The following is a 16,311-nucleotide window of genomic DNA, read 5'->3' as shown; positions in this document are numbered from 1 at the left end:
ACGGGTATAACATCAACAAAGGCGAAAGCATGAAACAGAAAGTAGTTAGCATTGGCGACATCAACGTAGCGAACGATCTGCCGTTTGTGCTGTTTGGCGGTATGAACGTGCTGGAATCGCGCGATCTGGCGATGAGCATCTGCGAGCACTACGTGACCGTAACGCAAAAACTGGGCATTCCTTACGTTTTCAAAGCCTCTTTTGACAAAGCCAACCGTTCTTCCATTCACTCGTACCGTGGTCCGGGTCTGGAAGAGGGGATGAGAATCTTCGAAGAAATCAAAAAAACCTTCGGCGTGAAAATCATCACCGACGTGCACGAAGCGTCGCAGGCGCAGCCGGTGTCAGAAGTGGTTGATGTTATCCAACTGCCGGCCTTCCTGGCGCGTCAGACCGATCTGGTTGAAGCGATGGCGAAAACCGGCGCGGTAATCAACGTCAAGAAGCCACAGTTCGTCAGCCCGGGCCAAATGGGCAACATCGTCGACAAGTTCAAGGAAGGCGGCAACGATCAGGTGATCCTGTGCGATCGTGGCAGTAACTTTGGCTACGATAACCTGGTGGTCGACATGCTCGGCATCAACGTGATGAAAAACGTGACCGGCGGCCACCCGGTGATCTTCGACGTTACTCACGCCCTGCAGACCCGTGATCCGTTCGGCGCCGCTTCCGGCGGTCGTCGTGCGCAGGTTGCCGAGCTGGCGCGCGCCGGCATGGCGGTGGGTCTGGCCGGTTTGTTCATCGAAGCGCACCCGGAGCCGAACAGTGCCAAGTGCGACGGCCCATCCGCGCTGCCGCTGGACAAGCTGGAGCCGTTCCTGGTGCAGATGAAAGCCATCGACGATCTGGTGAAGAGCTTCCCGGAGCTGGATACCAGCAACTAAGCCGGTTTCCGCGTCTGAAAAAGCCCGATTTGTCGGGCTTTTGCTTTTTTAATCGCCCAGCGCAGCCAGCGCTTCCGGCAGCGTCGGGTAGAAATGCAGTTTTCCCTCGATCGGCTGTACCCGCGCCCGCGCCAGCGTTTTCAACGGCTGGAACGGAATATCGGTGATCGCCAACTGCTTGCCTGCGGGCAGGGCCTCAATAAAACGTTGCAGGGCGGTTAAGCCCCCGGCATCCAGCACCGGCACCGCGTCCCATTGCAGCACAATCACGTCATAACTTTCACTGCGCGCCAGCAATTCATTAAAGATGCGTTCGGCGGCGGCGAAAAACAGCGGGCCATTCACTCTCAGCACCAGGCGGCCGTTTCCGGCGCTCAGTTCGCTCAGGCGGGTCATGCGTGCAATGCGCCGCATAAACAGCAGCGAGGCCAGCACTATGCCCACGGTAATGGCGATCACCATATCGAACAGCACCGTCAGCGACAGACACAGCAGCATCACCAGGATGTCGTCCTTTGGTGCCCTGCGCAGCAGATAAATGACCTTGTGCGCTTCGCTCATGTTCCATGCCACCATCAGCAACAGCGCCGCCATCGCCGACAACGGTAGCCAGGACAGCCAGGGGGCCAGTACCAGCAACGCCAGCAGCACCAGCAACGCATGGATAATGGCCGCCACCGGCGAGGTAGCGCCGGCGCGCACGTTGGCCGCCGAACGCGCAATGGCGGCGGTGGCGGTAATGCCGCCAAAAAACGGCGCAATGAGGTTACCCGCGCCCTGGCCGATAAGTTCGGTGTTGGAGTTGTGTTTTTTGCCGGTCATGCCATCCAGCACTACCGCGCACAGCAGCGATTCAATGGCGCCCAGCATCGCCATGGAAAATGCCGCCGGCAACAGGGCGGAGAGCGTCTGCCAGCTCAGCGGCATCGGCTTGCCGCCAGCGGCCGGCAGATCCCACGGCAGCATCAGGTGCGGCAAGATCGGCGGGATACCCTGTCCACGGCTACCATCGGCCAGCAGATAACTGAAACGGGAACCGATAGTCGCCACCTGATGATCGAACAGCGCCAGGATGCCCATGACCGCCATCCCCGCCAGCAACGCGGGCAGATGGCCGGGCACCCGCAGGCCGAGCTTCGGCCAGAACACCAGTATCAGCAGCGTGACCGCGCCGATCAGCGTGTCGCCGATATCCAGCGTCGGCAGCGCCTGCAATAGGGCGTAAACCTTGCCGACATAATTTTCCGGCATCGCCGCCAGTTGCAGGCCGAAGAAATCCTTCACTTGCAGGGTGGCGATGGTGATGGCGATCCCGGAGGTAAAGCCCAGCGTGACCGACAGGGGAATATATTCAATCAGACGGCCGAAGCGAGCCAGCCCCATAATCACCAGAAACACGCCGGAAAGCAGGGTAGCGATCAGCAGCCCGGAAAGGCCGAACTGCTGCGATACCGGATAGAGGATCACCACAAAGGCGGCGGTGGGGCCGGAGACGCTGTAGCGCGAACCGCCGGTGATGGCGATGACGATGCCGGCGACTGCCGAGGTGTAGAGCCCGTACTGAGGGGGCACGCCGCTGGCGATTGCCAGTGCCATCGCCAGCGGGATGGCGATAATGCCGACGGTGACACCGGCGATGGCATCTTTAAGCAGGCGTTGCAGGGAATAGGGTTCTCGCCAGCAGGCGTCAATCAGCGCGCTGAACGGCCGGATGCCGGTAATTTCGTGCGTTTTCATCTAAGGTGCGGACCAAGTCTATAAAAGAGAACGGAATGGCGGGCCAGGTAAGGTCCGTCTCGAATAGCTGATAGACACACTACGCCAGTTACGGCAGCGATTCCTAGATATACATCAAAGGGACGCAGAAAATCGGAGTTACGCTATTTTGATTGGAAGGGTGAAGCGGAAAAGGCAGGCCGGCCGCGGATAAGGCGGCCGGGTGGGAAAAGATAACGAGACTTTTAGCGCTTAATGCAACGAGGGCAGGGATAAACCGAGAAAATGTGCCAGCGTGCCGACCAGCAGGTTATGGTCCTCCAGCTGTGGCGAACCGGAGATGCTTAGGGTGCCGATGCAGCCTATGCCTGCCAGATTGATAGGAAAAGCGCCGCCGTGCACCGAGTAGTCACGCACGCTCAGGCCATAGCGCTCCTCCAGCGTTGCCTGCCGCTGTTGCAAGCGCAGGCCGATAGCGTAAGAACTTTTGTGAAAGTGATTCACCACGTTGCGTTTGCGCCGTACCCAGTCGGCGATGTCCGGCGTGGTGCCGGGCATGGCGTAATAGAACAGCGTCTGCCCGGCCAGCTGGATTTCGATGGCGATACTCAGATGCCGTTGCTCTGCGGCGGTCTTCAGCGCCGCGCCCAGCTCCCAGGCGGTTGCAGAGTCAAAATGGCTAAAGGTCAGCGTGGCTTCCTGTTCGCTGAGCGCACGCAACTCATCATCAATATTCATGGCTACCCCCATTAAGCTTGGCTGAGCACAGAGTATCCTGAACCGAAAAAACGGGATAGACAGCTTGGCGATAACTTAGAACCGCAGCCGGGCAAGGCCGGGCAATAGCGTTACCGCCGGGGCTGACAGTCAGGCTGCCAACGTATGCTCGCGGAATGCGGTCAATAGTTCCTCGGTGAACTTCAGGCGCTTCTGGCGATCGGTCAGGTCCAGCATAAACTTCAGCTTGGTTGGCCCATCCAGGCGATAAATTTGCGGATTGCTTTGCAGCAAACCGATCAGGTAACCCGGATCGACCCGATTCTTTTCGCCAAACTCGATAAACCCACCGCGCTCGTTCCCCTCTATGCGCTTAATCCCCAGTTTCTGCGCATGTTGGCGCAGCGCCGCGCTTTGCAACAGGTTGCGCGCCGGATCCGGCAACAGGCCGAAGCGGTCAATCAGTTCCACCTTCAGCTCTTCCAGTTCACCGTCGTTTTTCGCGCTGGCGATGCGTTTATAGAATGACAGGCGGGTGTTCACGTCCGGGATAAAATCGTCCGGCAGCAGGGCCGGCATGCGCAGCTCCACTTCGGTTTGGTTGCTGGTGAGATCTTCCAGCGACGGCTCGCGCCCGTTTTTCAGCGCGTCGACCGCGCTCTCCAGCAGTTCCATGTACAGCGAGAAGCCGACGGTGGTCATCTGGCCGCTTTGATCTTCACCCAGCAGCTCGCCCGCACCGCGGATTTCCAGGTCATGGGTGGCCAGCGCAAAGCCTGCGCCGAGATCTTCAAGCGAAGCGATGGCTTCCAGCCGTTTGTGCGCGTCGGTGCTCATGGCCTTCGGATTCGGCGTCAGCAGATAGGCGTAGGCCTGATGGTGCGAACGGCCTACGCGGCCGCGCAACTGATGCAGCTGCGCCAGCCCGAAGCGATCGGCGCGTTCGATGATAATGGTATTGGCGCTGGGAATATCAATGCCGGTTTCAATAATGGTGGTACAGACCAGCACGTTAAAACGCTGGTGGTGAAAATCGTTCATCACCCGCTCCAGATCGCGCTCGCGCATCTGTCCGTGACCGATGGCGATACGCGCTTCCGGCACCAGTTCAGCCAGCTTCTCTGCGGCCTTCTCGATGTTCTCCACGTCGTTGTACAGGTAGTAAACCTGGCCGCCGCGCAGCACTTCACGCAGTATCGCCTCGCGAACCACCAGGCTGTCGTACTCGCGCACGAAAGTTTTCACCGCCAGACGACGGGCCGGCGGGGTCGCGATAATCGACAGGTCGCGCATGCCGCTCATCGCCATATTCAGCGTACGCGGGATCGGCGTGGCGGTTAGCGTCAGGATATCCACATCGGCGCGCATCGCCTTGATGCGTTCTTTGTGGCGCACGCCGAAACGGTGTTCTTCATCGACGATCAGCAGCCCCAGATCTTTCCAGCGCAGATCGCTCTGCAACAGTTTGTGGGTGCCGATAATAATGTCCACTTTGCCATCGACGGCGTCGTCCATGATCTGTTGTTGCTCTTTGGCGCTGCGGAAACGCGACATCATTTCGATGCGAATCGGCCAGGTGGCGAAGCGATCGCGGAAGTTGTCGAAGTGCTGCTGCGCCAGCAACGTAGTGGGCACCAGCACCGCCACCTGCTTGCCGTTTTCCACCGCCAGGAAGGCCGCGCGCATCGCCACTTCGGTTTTGCCGAAGCCGACGTCGCCGCACACCAGCCGATCCATCGCCAGCGGCTGGCACATGTCACTCAGCACGGCGTTGATTGCCTGTTCCTGATCTGGGGTGGTTTCAAACGGGAAGCTCTGGCAGAACAGTTGATACTGTTCGCGGTTGTGTTTGAAGGCGAAGCCGGATTTGGCGGCGCGCTGGGCGTAAATATCCAGCAGCTCGGCCGCCACGTCCCGCACCCGTTCCGCGGCTTTTTGCCGTGCGCGAGTCCAGGCGTCACCGCCCAGCTTGTGCAGCGGCGCGTTTTCATCTGCGCCACCGGCATAGCGGCTGATCAGGTGCAGCGAAGAGACCGGCACATAGAGTTTGTCTTCACCGGAGTAGGACAGGATCAGGTATTCGGCCTTGATGCCGCCGGCTTCCAGCGTCGTCAGGCCAACGTAACGCCCGACGCCGTGTTCCAGATGCACCACCGGCTGGCCGGGATGCAGCTCCGCCAGGTTGCGGATCAGGGTATCGGTATTGATGGTGCGGCGATTGTCCTGTCGGCGGCGGCTGACGCGTTCGCCGAGTAGATCGCTTTCGCAGATCAGCGCCCGGTTGCGTATGCCGTCGAGGAAACCGCGCTCGGAGGCGCCGACCATCATGTAGCGGCCGGCCGGTTCCGCCTGATCGAGATGTTGAATTAACGACGTGCCGAGTTTGATGCGGCCGAGCAGGTCTTGCAGCGTTTCGCGGCGGCCCTCGCTCTCGACCGAGAAAATCACGCTGCCGTCAAAGCTTTCTATAAAGCGGCGCAGTTGGTCCAGCGGCGCTTTATTCTGGGCTTGCACCGCCAGATCCGGCAGCGCGCGATAGTCCAGATTGGTGTTGCCGGCTTTGGCTGGCAGCGCTTCGGTTTTGAGTGCCATGCGCGGCCAGGCTTTCAATTCGCCAAACAGCGCGTCAACCCGCAGCCACAGGCTGTCCGGCGCCAGCAGCGGGCGCATAGGATCGACACGGCGGCTTTCGTAACGCTGGTTGACGTCCAGCCAGAAGCGCTCGGCGGCGCTCTCCAGATTGCCGGTGTTGACGATCAGCGTGTTGGCCGGCAGATAGCTGAACAGCGACGGCAACGGCTGGCTGAAGAACAGCGGTTGCCAGTATTCGATGCCGGCCGGCCAGGTGCCTTTGCTCACCTGTTGGTAGATATGTTCGGCGTCGCGGCGCACCTCAAACTGTTCGCGCCACTGGCTGCGGAACAGCTCGATGGCGGTTTTGTCGGTCGGGAATTCATGGGCCGGCAGCAGGTTGATGGCCTCGACTTCACTCAGCGTGCGCTGGGTGTCGACGTCGAAGATGCGCAGGCTGTCGATTTCATCGTCGAAGAAATCGATGCGGTAAGGTTCCTCGCTGCCCATCGGGTACAAATCGAGCAGCGCGCCGCGGGTGGCGAATTCGCCGTGCTCCATCACCTGATCGACGCTGCGATAGCCGGCTTGTTCCAACTGGGCGCGCAGTTTTTCGCGCGACAGACGCTGGCCCTTTTTCATCACCAGCGCGTGGCCGTGCAGGAATTCGTGCGGACAAACGCGCTGCATAAGGGTATTGACCGGCAGAATGATGACGCCGCGCACCATGGTCGGCAGGTGGTACAGGCTCGACAGACGGGCGGAGATAATCTCCTGGTGCGGCGAGAAGCTGTCGTAGGGCAGGGTTTCCCAGTCGGACAGCGTGGTCACCATTTGATCGGTAAACTGCTGGATTTCGTCACGCAGCCGCAGGGCGTTCTGCATGTCTGGGGCGATCAGCATCACCGGCCCGTTATGACGTTCGACGATCTCGGCGCACTCCACGGCACAGGCCGCGCCGGTTAGCTGCCCCAACTGGCGCAAGTCGCCCGCGCGTTCGGGCAGGGAATAACGGGAGGATGACGATGCAGAACGGTTACGGTTATCGGAGGTGCTCATTAAGGTATCTTTAATCAATGTGTTAAATTTCGCCCTGGCACAAATAACAAAGCGCCTTTACCCGGTAATACTAGCCCACTGGCCAGCAAACTGACATAGGTAAAAGCGCCATATCCGTCGTCTTTCAAGCGCCAGCGTCGTTTATGACTAATGCGGGCGCAGCGTGCAGCGCCCCTGCCAGGCCAGGGTGAACTGCTCGCCTCGCGGATATGGTTAACCCACTGAAGGCATTATTCTTGCGCGCCTATAGCGAGGTATTGCGCGATTTTATCCACGTCGACGTTGCCGCCGCTGACAATCACCCCGACTTTTTTACCGCGCAAATCCAGCAGCGAATTCATCGCTGCCGCGGCGGCCAGGCACCCGGTTGGCTCGACCACCATTTTCATCCGTTCCATAAAAAAGCGCATTTGCCGGCACAGCTGCGCGTCGGTGACCGTCAAAATATCCTCTACGTACTGCTGAATGATCGGGAAGGTGAGTGTACCCACCTGCTGGGTTTGTGCACCATCGGCGATGGTTTTCGGCACCGGAATGCGCACCGGATGCCCGCTGCGAAAAGCTTGCTGCACGTCGTTGCCCGCCTGTGGCTCCACACCGAACACCCGGCAGCCCGGCGACCAGTGGTGGGCCGCTATCGCGCTGCCGGAAAGCAGGCCTCCGCCGCCGGTAGACACCAATAACACGTCCAGCGGGCCGACTTCTTCTATCAGCTCTTTGGTGGCGGTACCCTGGCCGGCAATCACCTGTGGGTAATCATAGGGGGGGACTATCGACAGACCCTGTTCTGCGGCCAATCGCTGGGTAATCTCTTCGCGGTTCTCGCTGTGGCGTTGGTAAATCACCACGTTGGCACCGTAGCCGCGTGTCGCCGCCAGCTTGGTTGCCGGCGCGTCGTTCGGCATGACTATGGTGACGTTGACGCCCAGTTCCCGCGCCGCCAGCGCCATTGCCTGCGCGTGGTTACCGGAGGAAAAGGCGATCACTCCGGCCTTGCGCTGCGCCTCGCTCAGTTGCGCGATCGCGTTGTACGCCCCGCGGAACTTAAAGGCACCGACGCGCTGGAAGTTCTCGCATTTGAAGAACAGTTTTGCACCGGTGAGGTTGTCGGCCTGATGCGAGGTCATGACCGGCGTGTGGCGGGCATGTCCGGCCAGGATTTCTGCGGCGGTAGAGATATCGGCGGCGGTGATACAGTGGGGCGTTGAACTCATGGCGACCTCGCGGGGATGAAGGAGAGATTGATTGTCCGGAATTTTTAATTTACTCTTTGTAAAGTTTTTGTCAAATGGTTAAGTTAATGAGCGATCTCAGGCAGGAAAATGCGCTATTGCTGCGCGAAGCGGAAAAAATTGTCCAGGCGCTGGGTATGATGTTTGCCCCCAGTTGTGAAGTGGTATTGCACGATCTGACACAGCCGGACCATGCCATCGTCGCCATCGCCAACAATCTGTCGAACCGCAGTATTGGCGACGCCGCCAGTGAAATGGGGCTGGAGCGCATTGCCTCGCCGGACTTTCCGGACGTGGTACAAAATTACGCCAATGCCTTCCCGGACGGGCGTCCGGCCAAAAGCACCTCGATTGGTCTGCGCAACAGTGAAGGCGTCTATGTGGCGGCCATCTGCCTTAATTTGGACGTCTCAATTTTCAACAGTGTCAACGCCATCTTGCAACAATTGACCGCGGTAGTGCAGAGTGTGCCGCAGCCGGCGGCGGAGGGGGCCCGTTCGCTGTCGGATATCGCTGCAGTGATCAACAATTTTGCCGCGTCGCATGCCACCCAGCCGCGTGCGCTTTCTTCCGAGCAACGTTTTCAGGTGATCCAGTTATTGAAGCAACAGGGCTATCTGCAACTGCGCGGGGCGGCCACCATGGCGGCGGAGGCGCTGGGCATTTCACGGGTGTCGGTTTATAACCTGTTAAAGCGAGATGCCGGTTAACTACCCGCCGTCTTTCACGCTGCAGCGTTCAACTCTGTTCCTGACAGAACCCGTGGGGGAGCGAATACATTTGCCCCGACTGAAACGGGGGGGCAGCATGCAGCGCCCTTACTCAAAGCTCTGGGGCAGATGCTGCGGCGCAATGCGCAATAGGCGGAATAAAAGGCGTCTGGGTGGTTCCCTAAACGAGGTATAGCCTTTATTATCCTTGATCACTTTGCTTAAGCTACGGCAACAAAACGGATTTCATGTATCAACCTGTCGCGTTATTCATTGGCCTGCGCTACATGCGCGGGCGAGCCTCAGACCGCTTTGGGCGGTTTGTCTCCTGGCTGTCCACCATCGGCATTACGCTGGGGGTCATGGCGTTGGTCACCGTTTTGTCGGTGATGAACGGTTTTGAAAAAGATCTGGAAAACAATATCCTCGGCCTGATGCCGCAGGCGTTGATCACCGGCCCGCAGGGGTCGATCAATCCCCAGCAGATCCCAGCGTCGATGGCGCAGGGGTTGCAGGGCGTCAGCCGCGTTGCGCCGCTGACTACCGGCGACGTGGTGCTGCAAAGCGCCCGCAGCGTGGCGGTCGGCGTGATGCTCGGTGTGAACCCGGACGAAGCCGATCCGCTGACGCAGTATCTGGTGAACGTCAAACAGCAACAGCTGCAGCCGGGCCAGTACAATATCATCATCGGCGAGCAGCTTGCCGGGCAACTGGGCGTCAAACGCGGCGACTCGCTGCGGGTGATGATACCAAGCGCCAGCCAGTTCACGCCGATGGGCCGTATTCCCAGCCAGCGCCTGTTTACTATTATTGGCACCTTCCACGCCAACAGTGAGGTGGACGGCACCCAGATGCTGGTCAATCAGCAAGACGCTTCGCGCCTGATGCGCTACCCGGCCGGCAACATCACCGGCTGGCGTCTGTTCCTGCAACAGCCGCTGACGGTCGATACCCTCAGCCAGCAGAAACTGCCGCAGGGGACGCAATGGAAAGACTGGCGTGAACGCAAGGGGGAGCTGTTCCAGGCGGTGCGCATGGAAAAAAACATGATGGGGCTGTTGCTCAGCCTGATTGTGGCGGTGGCGGCGTTTAACATCATTACTTCGCTCGGCCTGCTGGTGATGGAGAAGCAGGGCGAAGTCGCCATTCTGCAAACCCAGGGCCTGACCCGCCGACAGATCATGTCGGTGTTTATGGTGCAGGGCGCCAGCGCCGGTATTATCGGTTCGCTGCTCGGTACGCTGTTGGGCGTGCTGTTGGCCACCAACCTGAATAACCTGATGCCGATCCTCGGTGCATTGATTGACGGCGCGTCGCTGCCGGTGGCGGTCGATCCGCTGCAGGTGACGATTATCGCCGTGGCGGCGATGGCGGTCTCCTTGTTGTCCACGCTTTACCCTTCATGGCGCGCTGCCGCCGTACAACCCGCTGAGGCTTTACGTTATGAGTAACCATCTTTTGCTGCAGTGCGAAAACCTGTGCAAGACCTATCAGGAAGGCAATCTGCATACCGACGTACTGCGTAATGTCAGCTTTGCCATGCAGCCAGGCGAGATGATGGCGATTGTCGGCAGCTCGGGTTCCGGTAAAAGTACTCTGTTGCACCTGCTGGGCGGGCTGGATTCACCGACCTCCGGCGAGGTGATCTACAAAGGCCAGTCGCTGAATACCCTGTCGTCGGCGGCCAAGGCTGAACTGCGCAACCGCCAGTTGGGCTTTATTTATCAGTTCCACCACCTGTTACCGGACTTTACCGCGTTGGAAAACGCCGCCATGCCGTTGTTGATCGGCGGCATGAAACCGGCCCAGGCGCAGGAAAAGGCGTTGGAAATGCTGACGGCGGTCGGGTTGGAAAAACGCAGTAAACACCGGCCTTCGGAGCTGTCCGGCGGTGAGCGCCAACGTGTGGCGATCGCGCGTGCATTGGTGAACAATCCCTCGCTGGTACTGGCGGACGAGCCGACCGGTAACCTCGACAAGCGCACCGCCGACAGCATCTTTGATCTGCTCGGTGAACTGAACGTGCGTCAGGGCACCGCCTTCCTGGTGGTGACCCATGATCTGCAACTGGCCAAGCGTCTCAGCCGCCAGCTGGAAATGGCCGACGGTCACCTGCAGGCTCAACTGACCCTGATGGGAGCCGAGTAATGGCGGGTGCGTCACTTTCCTTTTTGACGGCGCTGCGCTTTAGCCGGGGCCGCAAGCGCGGCGGCATGGTGTCGCTGATTTCGGTGATCTCCACCATTGGCATTGCACTGGGCGTGGCGGTGTTGATCGTCGGGCTGAGTGCGATGAACGGCTTCGAGCGCGAGCTGAAAAACCGTATTTTGGCGGTGGTGCCGCACGGTGAGATTGAGCCGGTGAAACAGCCGTTCAAAGACTGGTCGTCAATCTTGCAGCGGGTGGAAAAGGTGCCGGGCATCCTGGCCGCCGCCCCCTATATCAACTTTACCGGCCTGATGGAAAACGGCGCGCAGCTGCGGGCGGTTGGCGTCAAAGGGGTCAACCCACAGCAGGAAAGCCAGCTCAGCGCATTGCCGAAATACGTGCAGGGCGATGCCTGGGCCAATTTCAAAAGCGGTGAACAGCAGGTGATCCTCGGCAAGGGCGTGGCCGATGCGCTGGGCGTGAAGCAGGGCTCTTACGTCACGGTGATGATCCCCAACAGCGATCCGCAAATGAAACTGTTGCAGCCAAAACGCATCCGTCTGCATGTGACCGGCATTCTGCAACTGAGCGGCCAACTGGACCACAGCCTGGCGATGGTGCCGCTGGCCGATGCCCAGCAGTATCTGGATATGGGCGACAGCGTGACCGGTATCGCGATTAAGGTGAATGACGTGTTTGCCGCCAACAAACTGGTGCGCGACGCGGGCGAAGTCACCAATTCCTACGTTTATATCAAGAGCTGGATCGGCACCTACGGCTACATGTACCGCGATATCCAGATGATCCGCGCCATTATGTATCTGGCGATGGTGCTGGTGATTGGCGTGGCCTGTTTCAACATCGTGTCCACGCTGGTGATGGCGGTGAAGGACAAGAGCGGCGATATCGCCGTGCTGCGCACTCTGGGTGCCAAAGACGGTTTTATCCGCGCCATATTCATCTGGTACGGCCTGTTGGCCGGGCTGGTGGGCAGCGTCAGCGGCGTGGTGGTCGGGGTGATCGCCTCGCTGCAACTGACCAACATCATCAAAGGATTGGAAAAACTGATGGGGCACTCGTTCCTGTCGGGAGATATCTACTTCATCGACTTCCTGCCTTCCGAGCTGCACTGGCTGGACGTGGTGATTGTATTGGCGACCGCATTGGTGCTCAGCCTGTTGGCCAGCTGGTATCCGGCCAGGCGCGCCAGCCGTATCGATCCGGCGCGAGTGTTGAGCGGACAATAATGAAAATCAGGGGTGGCGGAAACGCCGCCCCCTTTTTTTAGCCTGAGGGTGGGTTATGTACTACGGTTTCGATATGGGCGGCACCAAAATTGAGCTGGGCGTATTTGATGCGGATCTGAATCGCATCTGGCAGAAACGGGTACCGACGCCGCGCGACGACTACCGGCAATTGCTTACCACGCTGCGTGACCTGACCCTTGAGGCGGACGAGTTCTGCGGGCTGCGGGGCAAAGTGGGTATCGGCATTCCGGGGTTGCCCAATGATGACGGTACGTTGTTCACCTCCAACGTACCGGCGGCGATGGGGCAGCCGCTGCCGCGCGATTTGGCGGAGCTGATTGGCCGCGACGTGCGCGTCGACAACGACGCCAACTGTTTTGCGCTGTCGGAAGCCTGGGACGAAGAGTTCCGTCGTTATCCGACCGTGCTGGGCATTATTCTGGGCACTGGCGTGGGCGGCGGGCTGATCGTGGAGGGCAAAGTGGTGTCCGGGCGCAATTACATCGCCGGCGAATTTGGCCACTTCCGGTTGCCGGTGGATGCGCTCGAGGTGCTGGGGCGTGATATACCTCGCGTTGCCTGCGGTTGCGGTCATCAGGGTTGCATCGAAAATTACATATCGGGCCGCGGTTTTGAGTGGATGTACGCTCACTTTTATCAGCAGCACTTGCCTGCGCAGCAGATCATTGCGCATTATCAGGCAGGTGAGCCGCAGGCAGTGGCTCACGTTGAGCGTTTTATGGACGTCCTGGCGATATGCCTGGGGAATCTGCTGACCATTATCGATCCGCATCTGGTGGTGATCGGTGGCGGGTTGTCGAATTTTGAAGCGATCTACCAGGCGTTGCCACAGCGTTTGCCGGCGCACTTGCTGCGCGTGGCCAAGCTGCCGCGGATCGAGAAAGCACGCTATGGCGATGCCGGCGGCGTGCGCGGGGCGGCGTTCCTCAATTTGGAAAACAGGGAAAGGTAAGGAGAGAGTTAATGCACACTCGCCATCGGTTGTGTCAGTTTCGTAAGAGCAAGCATGTGCTGCATCAGCGCTTTCGTTCACGTATTTTCCATCGCGACACCATGGCGGCGGCCGAGCTGAAAAAGCCTTTTGTGGTGGTGTTGACCGGGGCCGGGATTTCAGCGGAATCGGGCATCCGCACCTTCCGTGCTGCGGACGGTTTGTGGGAAGAACACCAGGTGGAGGACGTCGCTACGCCGGAAGGTTACCAGCGCGATCCGCAACTGGTGCAGGCGTTCTACAATGCGCGCCGCCAACAACTGCAAACGCCGGAAATCGCGCCTAATGCCGCGCATCGCGCGCTGGCGGATTTGGAAGCCTGGTTGGGGGATAACTTCCTGCTGGTGACGCAAAATATCGACAACCTGCATGAGCGCGCCGGCAGCAAGCGGGTGCTGCATATGCACGGCGAATTGCTGAAGGCGCGCTGCACCAGCTCCGGGCAGGTGTTTGACTGGCCGGGAGATCTCAGCGTGGACGATCGCTGTCATTGCTGCCAGTTCCCGGCACCGCTGCGCCCGCACGTGGTGTGGTTCGGCGAAATGCCGCTGGGCATGGACGAAATCTATCAGGCGCTGGCCAAGGCCGACTTCTTTGTTGCCATCGGCACCTCGGGCCATGTTTACCCGGCGGCCGGTTTTGTGCACGAGGCTCGGTTGGGCGGGGCGCATACCATGGAACTGAATCTGGAACCCAGCCAGGTGGAAAGCCAGTTCGATGAGAAACACTATGGCCAGGCCAGTGAAGTGGTGCCGCGCTTTGTGCACAAATTCCTGGTAGGGAAAGTCGAACGGGCCGATCGGCCTTAACCTGCAGTTCAGAGCGCAGCAGGTTGCGCTCTGGTCTTGTCAGCCGACCGGCCGTTATTTTTACTGAATGGGCAGAGGCGCGGTGAATTTCAAACAGGTATTCAGCCAGGCGGATCTGAGCAAAACGGATCTCACCATCCTCAACGCTATTTTCGACAACCCGGACGCTTGCATCGACGACGGCATCCGGGCGGTTTCCGTCCGCTGCCACAGCTCGCCCTCGACGCTGGTGCGGCTGGCAAAGAAACTCGGTTTTCGCGGTTATCTGGAACTGGTGTATTTCATAAAGTTCAACCTGGTGATGGCGCCGGCGTTGCAGGGGGAACCGCAACTGGCCGCACCGGCCGATGAAAAGCAGCAGGCGCAGTTTCTCGATATGCTCGACAGCGGCAAGATCCTGATCCACGGCAGCGGCTTCTCGCAGCTTGTGGCGCAGTATATGTACAACAAATTCATGACGCTGGGGATCGACAGTTATCTGTCGCTGTGGCCGGATTTCGAGATCCTCGATCAGAAGATGCGTTTCCGCTTTGATATGGTGATTGTGATTTCAAAGTCAGGCAACAGCAATTCGGCGCTGAGCTGGAGTGAGGCGGTAAAGCGCAACAATATCCGGCTGGCGGCGTTTTGCGGCGACGGCGACAGCCCGTTGGCGCGACAGGCAGACATGACCTTTCTTTATGAGGATCGGCAGAAGTACGACCACGATATTTACTACCCCAATCCGTTTTTCGGCCATTGCCTGCTGGGGTTTGAGAACCTGGTCAAGGCCTGGTTTGAACGGCGCATCCCCTGAGGGTATGCGCCGCGTCGCTTAACGCCAGTGCTCGGCATATTGGTGATGGGCCTGCAGATATTCCTCGACCAGGGTTTTCGCCAGCGAATAAGAATTCACCAGCGGGTGCACCATCAGCGCCTTGATGGCCTTCTGGCGGTTGCCCTCCAGGATGGCCGCGACCGCCAGGCGCTCGTACTCTTTGACTTGCGCGATCAGGTTCTTCTGGGTATCGGGGATATCACGCATTTTCACCGGATGAATGCCCGCGTTGCTCAATTCGCAGCTGATTTCGATCACGTCCTCCGGGTGCAGGAAATCGAGCGTGTCATTGTTTTGCATCGACACCACCACACGTTTTTGCTGGCCATTATTCACCGCTTCCAGAATGTCTATCGCCACCCCGGCGTAACCGCCGCTGTCTGGCTGTTCGATAAATTGTTGCAGCGTCAGCATCTCACGTTCTTTCACCTTGCCCTGGCTCGATTCGCGCTGCATATAAGAGTTTTCACGCGTCAGATAGTGGCTGAAATACACGCTGAAGGCTTGCTCCAATTGGTGGGGGATGTCCAGTTCGGCAAGGTCCGCCAGCATTTGCCGGTTAATCTGCGCAATCTGTTCGCCACGGGTTTCCCCGGCACCGACGATGGCGGCGATCGCCTGTTCGCGGTAGTAGTAATAATACAGGTACTCGTTGAGCATCAGGTTGTCGGACAGCGCCACCAGTTCCGGCGAGAAGTATTTCATGCAGGTATCGCGGTACAGGCGCGGGTCGGCCAGCAATTTCTCCGTCACCTCCTGGCCGTTGACCCGCACGTTGCGAAACCACGACAGGTGGTTCAGCCCGAAACAGTCGACGCTCAACTCGGCCTCGCGGCAACCCAGCAGCTCTGCCAGTTCACGGATAAACTCGCTGGGCGCGTCGCAAATGCCGTACACCTTGCGTTTGAAGCCGGATTTGATGATCGCCTCGGTCACCATGCCGGAAGGGTTGGTGAAGTTGAACAGCACCGTATCCGGCGATGCCACCTGTTCGATCAGACGACAGTAATCGATGATGGCCGGAATGGAACGCATTGCCATGGCGAAACCGCCAGCGCCGGTGGTTTCCTGCCCCAACACCTGATGGTTGAGCGCGATGCGCTCGTCATGAATGCGGCCTTCCTCGCCGCCGATGCGCAGGGTGGTGATGATGTAATCGGCGCCGCTCAGCGCCTGGCGGGCATCGCTGCTCAGGCTGAAGGCGATGTCGCTGCGGATGCGTTCGAATACGCCCTGTGCGATAGCGCCGTAAACGGCGAGTTTTTGCCGGTCGGTATCCATAAACACCACTTCGGTCACGCCGATGCGGTGCGCGTTATAAGCAATGGATTTGGCCAGGAACGGCGAACGTACGCCGCCGCCGCCCAGAACGGTTAATTTCATGACAAG

13 protein-coding genes are annotated in these 16,311 nt (G+C 59.2%); 8 read left to right on the top strand and 5 right to left on the bottom strand.

What is annotated here, in order from left to right; all coding sequences use genetic code 11:
* The first annotated feature begins 29 nt into the window (after positions 1–29).
* Positions 30–884, top strand: coding sequence for a 3-deoxy-8-phosphooctulonate synthase (gene kdsA / locus QZQ97_RS08120; RefSeq protein WP_004943235.1), 855 nt, complete (start codon positions 30–32; stop codon positions 882–884).
* 48 nt (positions 885–932) lie between these two features.
* Here kdsA and dauA read toward each other — a convergent pair whose 3' ends face one another.
* The 4 genes from dauA to QZQ97_RS08100 all read right to left on the bottom strand — a co-directional run bounded on the left by dauA (position 933) and on the right by QZQ97_RS08100 (position 8,161).
* Positions 933–2,621 carry a C4-dicarboxylic acid transporter DauA gene (dauA, locus tag QZQ97_RS08115; protein WP_311993030.1) on the bottom strand — a complete coding sequence of 563 codons (1,689 nt, stop codon included), beginning with the start codon at positions 2,619–2,621 and terminating at the stop codon, positions 933–935.
* A gap of 231 nt (positions 2,622–2,852) precedes the next feature.
* A complete protein-coding gene (locus QZQ97_RS08110) occupies positions 2,853–3,338 on the bottom strand; it encodes a heme-degrading domain-containing protein (RefSeq protein ID WP_311993029.1) in 486 nt (161 codons plus the stop codon).
* 129 nt (positions 3,339–3,467) lie between these two features.
* Positions 3,468–6,947 carry a transcription-repair coupling factor gene (gene mfd / locus QZQ97_RS08105; protein ID WP_311993028.1) on the bottom strand — a complete coding sequence of 1,160 codons (3,480 nt, stop codon included), beginning with the start codon at positions 6,945–6,947 and terminating at the stop codon, positions 3,468–3,470.
* A gap of 230 nt (positions 6,948–7,177) precedes the next feature.
* Entirely contained in the window at positions 7,178–8,161 is a 984-nt protein-coding gene (locus tag QZQ97_RS08100) for a threo-3-hydroxy-L-aspartate ammonia-lyase (protein ID WP_311993027.1), read from the bottom strand.
* Between the two features lie 86 nt (positions 8,162–8,247).
* On the opposite strand from QZQ97_RS08100, the gene QZQ97_RS08095 reads away from it, so the two are divergent.
* The 7 genes from QZQ97_RS08095 to QZQ97_RS08065 all read left to right on the top strand — a co-directional run bounded on the left by QZQ97_RS08095 (position 8,248) and on the right by QZQ97_RS08065 (position 14,901).
* Complete coding sequence (locus tag QZQ97_RS08095; RefSeq protein WP_311993026.1) at positions 8,248–8,889, top strand: helix-turn-helix transcriptional regulator; 642 nt, start codon at positions 8,248–8,250, stop codon at positions 8,887–8,889.
* Positions 8,890–9,137: 248 nt separating this feature from the next.
* Complete coding sequence (gene lolC / locus QZQ97_RS08090) at positions 9,138–10,340, top strand: lipoprotein-releasing ABC transporter permease subunit LolC (RefSeq protein ID WP_311993025.1); 1,203 nt, start codon at positions 9,138–9,140, stop codon at positions 10,338–10,340.
* On the top strand, positions 10,333–11,037 hold the full coding sequence (gene lolD, locus QZQ97_RS08085) for a lipoprotein-releasing ABC transporter ATP-binding protein LolD (protein WP_006316762.1): 705 nt from the start codon (positions 10,333–10,335) through the stop codon (positions 11,035–11,037). The genes lolC and lolD overlap by 8 nt, the downstream gene beginning before the upstream one ends.
* Complete coding sequence (gene lolE / locus QZQ97_RS08080; RefSeq protein WP_006316763.1) at positions 11,037–12,284, top strand: lipoprotein-releasing ABC transporter permease subunit LolE; 1,248 nt, start codon at positions 11,037–11,039, stop codon at positions 12,282–12,284. Before lolD ends, lolE begins: the two co-directional genes overlap by 1 nt.
* 55 nt (positions 12,285–12,339) lie before the next feature.
* Positions 12,340–13,257, top strand: a complete 918-nt coding sequence (gene nagK / locus QZQ97_RS08075) for an N-acetylglucosamine kinase (protein ID WP_006316764.1) — start codon at positions 12,340–12,342, stop codon at positions 13,255–13,257.
* 11 nt (positions 13,258–13,268) lie between these two features.
* Positions 13,269–14,105 (top strand): Sir2 family NAD+-dependent deacetylase, encoded by an 837-nt coding sequence (gene cobB / locus QZQ97_RS08070; RefSeq protein WP_119803248.1) that lies wholly within the window; start codon positions 13,269–13,271, stop codon positions 14,103–14,105.
* A gap of 82 nt (positions 14,106–14,187) precedes the next feature.
* A complete protein-coding gene (locus QZQ97_RS08065) occupies positions 14,188–14,901 on the top strand; it encodes a MurR/RpiR family transcriptional regulator (RefSeq protein WP_311993024.1) in 714 nt (237 codons plus the stop codon).
* 18 nt (positions 14,902–14,919) lie between these two features.
* Here QZQ97_RS08065 and QZQ97_RS08060 read toward each other — a convergent pair whose 3' ends face one another.
* Positions 14,920–16,305 (bottom strand): family 4 glycosyl hydrolase, encoded by a 1,386-nt coding sequence (locus QZQ97_RS08060; protein WP_311993023.1) that lies wholly within the window; start codon positions 16,303–16,305, stop codon positions 14,920–14,922.
* Positions 16,306–16,311 lie beyond the last annotated feature (6 nt).

The organism is Serratia sp. root2, from assembly GCF_031931805.1.
Lineage (GTDB): Bacteria > Pseudomonadota > Gammaproteobacteria > Enterobacterales > Enterobacteriaceae > Serratia > Serratia inhibens.
Note: the sequence above shows the minus strand (reverse complement) of the source record. Positions and strands in the feature narration are given on the sequence as shown.

Coding starts and splice junctions, on each gene's coding strand:
- nagK (WP_006316764.1), top strand. CDS start 12,340: ATGTACTACGGTTTCGATATGGGCGGCACCAAAATTGAGCTGGGCGTA.
- QZQ97_RS08060 (WP_311993023.1), bottom strand. CDS start 16,305: ATGAAATTAACCGTTCTGGGCGGCGGCGGCGTACGTTCGCCGTTCCTG.
- mfd (WP_311993028.1), bottom strand. CDS start 6,947: ATGAGCACCTCCGATAACCGTAACCGTTCTGCATCGTCATCCTCCCGT.
- kdsA (WP_004943235.1), top strand. CDS start 30: ATGAAACAGAAAGTAGTTAGCATTGGCGACATCAACGTAGCGAACGAT.
- cobB (WP_119803248.1), top strand. CDS start 13,269: ATGCACACTCGCCATCGGTTGTGTCAGTTTCGTAAGAGCAAGCATGTG.
- QZQ97_RS08100 (WP_311993027.1), bottom strand. CDS start 8,161: ATGAGTTCAACGCCCCACTGTATCACCGCCGCCGATATCTCTACCGCC.
- dauA (WP_311993030.1), bottom strand. CDS start 2,621: ATGAAAACGCACGAAATTACCGGCATCCGGCCGTTCAGCGCGCTGATT.
- lolE (WP_006316763.1), top strand. CDS start 11,037: ATGGCGGGTGCGTCACTTTCCTTTTTGACGGCGCTGCGCTTTAGCCGG.
- QZQ97_RS08110 (WP_311993029.1), bottom strand. CDS start 3,338: ATGAATATTGATGATGAGTTGCGTGCGCTCAGCGAACAGGAAGCCACG.
- lolC (WP_311993025.1), top strand. CDS start 9,138: ATGTATCAACCTGTCGCGTTATTCATTGGCCTGCGCTACATGCGCGGG.
- lolD (WP_006316762.1), top strand. CDS start 10,333: ATGAGTAACCATCTTTTGCTGCAGTGCGAAAACCTGTGCAAGACCTAT.
- QZQ97_RS08095 (WP_311993026.1), top strand. CDS start 8,248: ATGAGCGATCTCAGGCAGGAAAATGCGCTATTGCTGCGCGAAGCGGAA.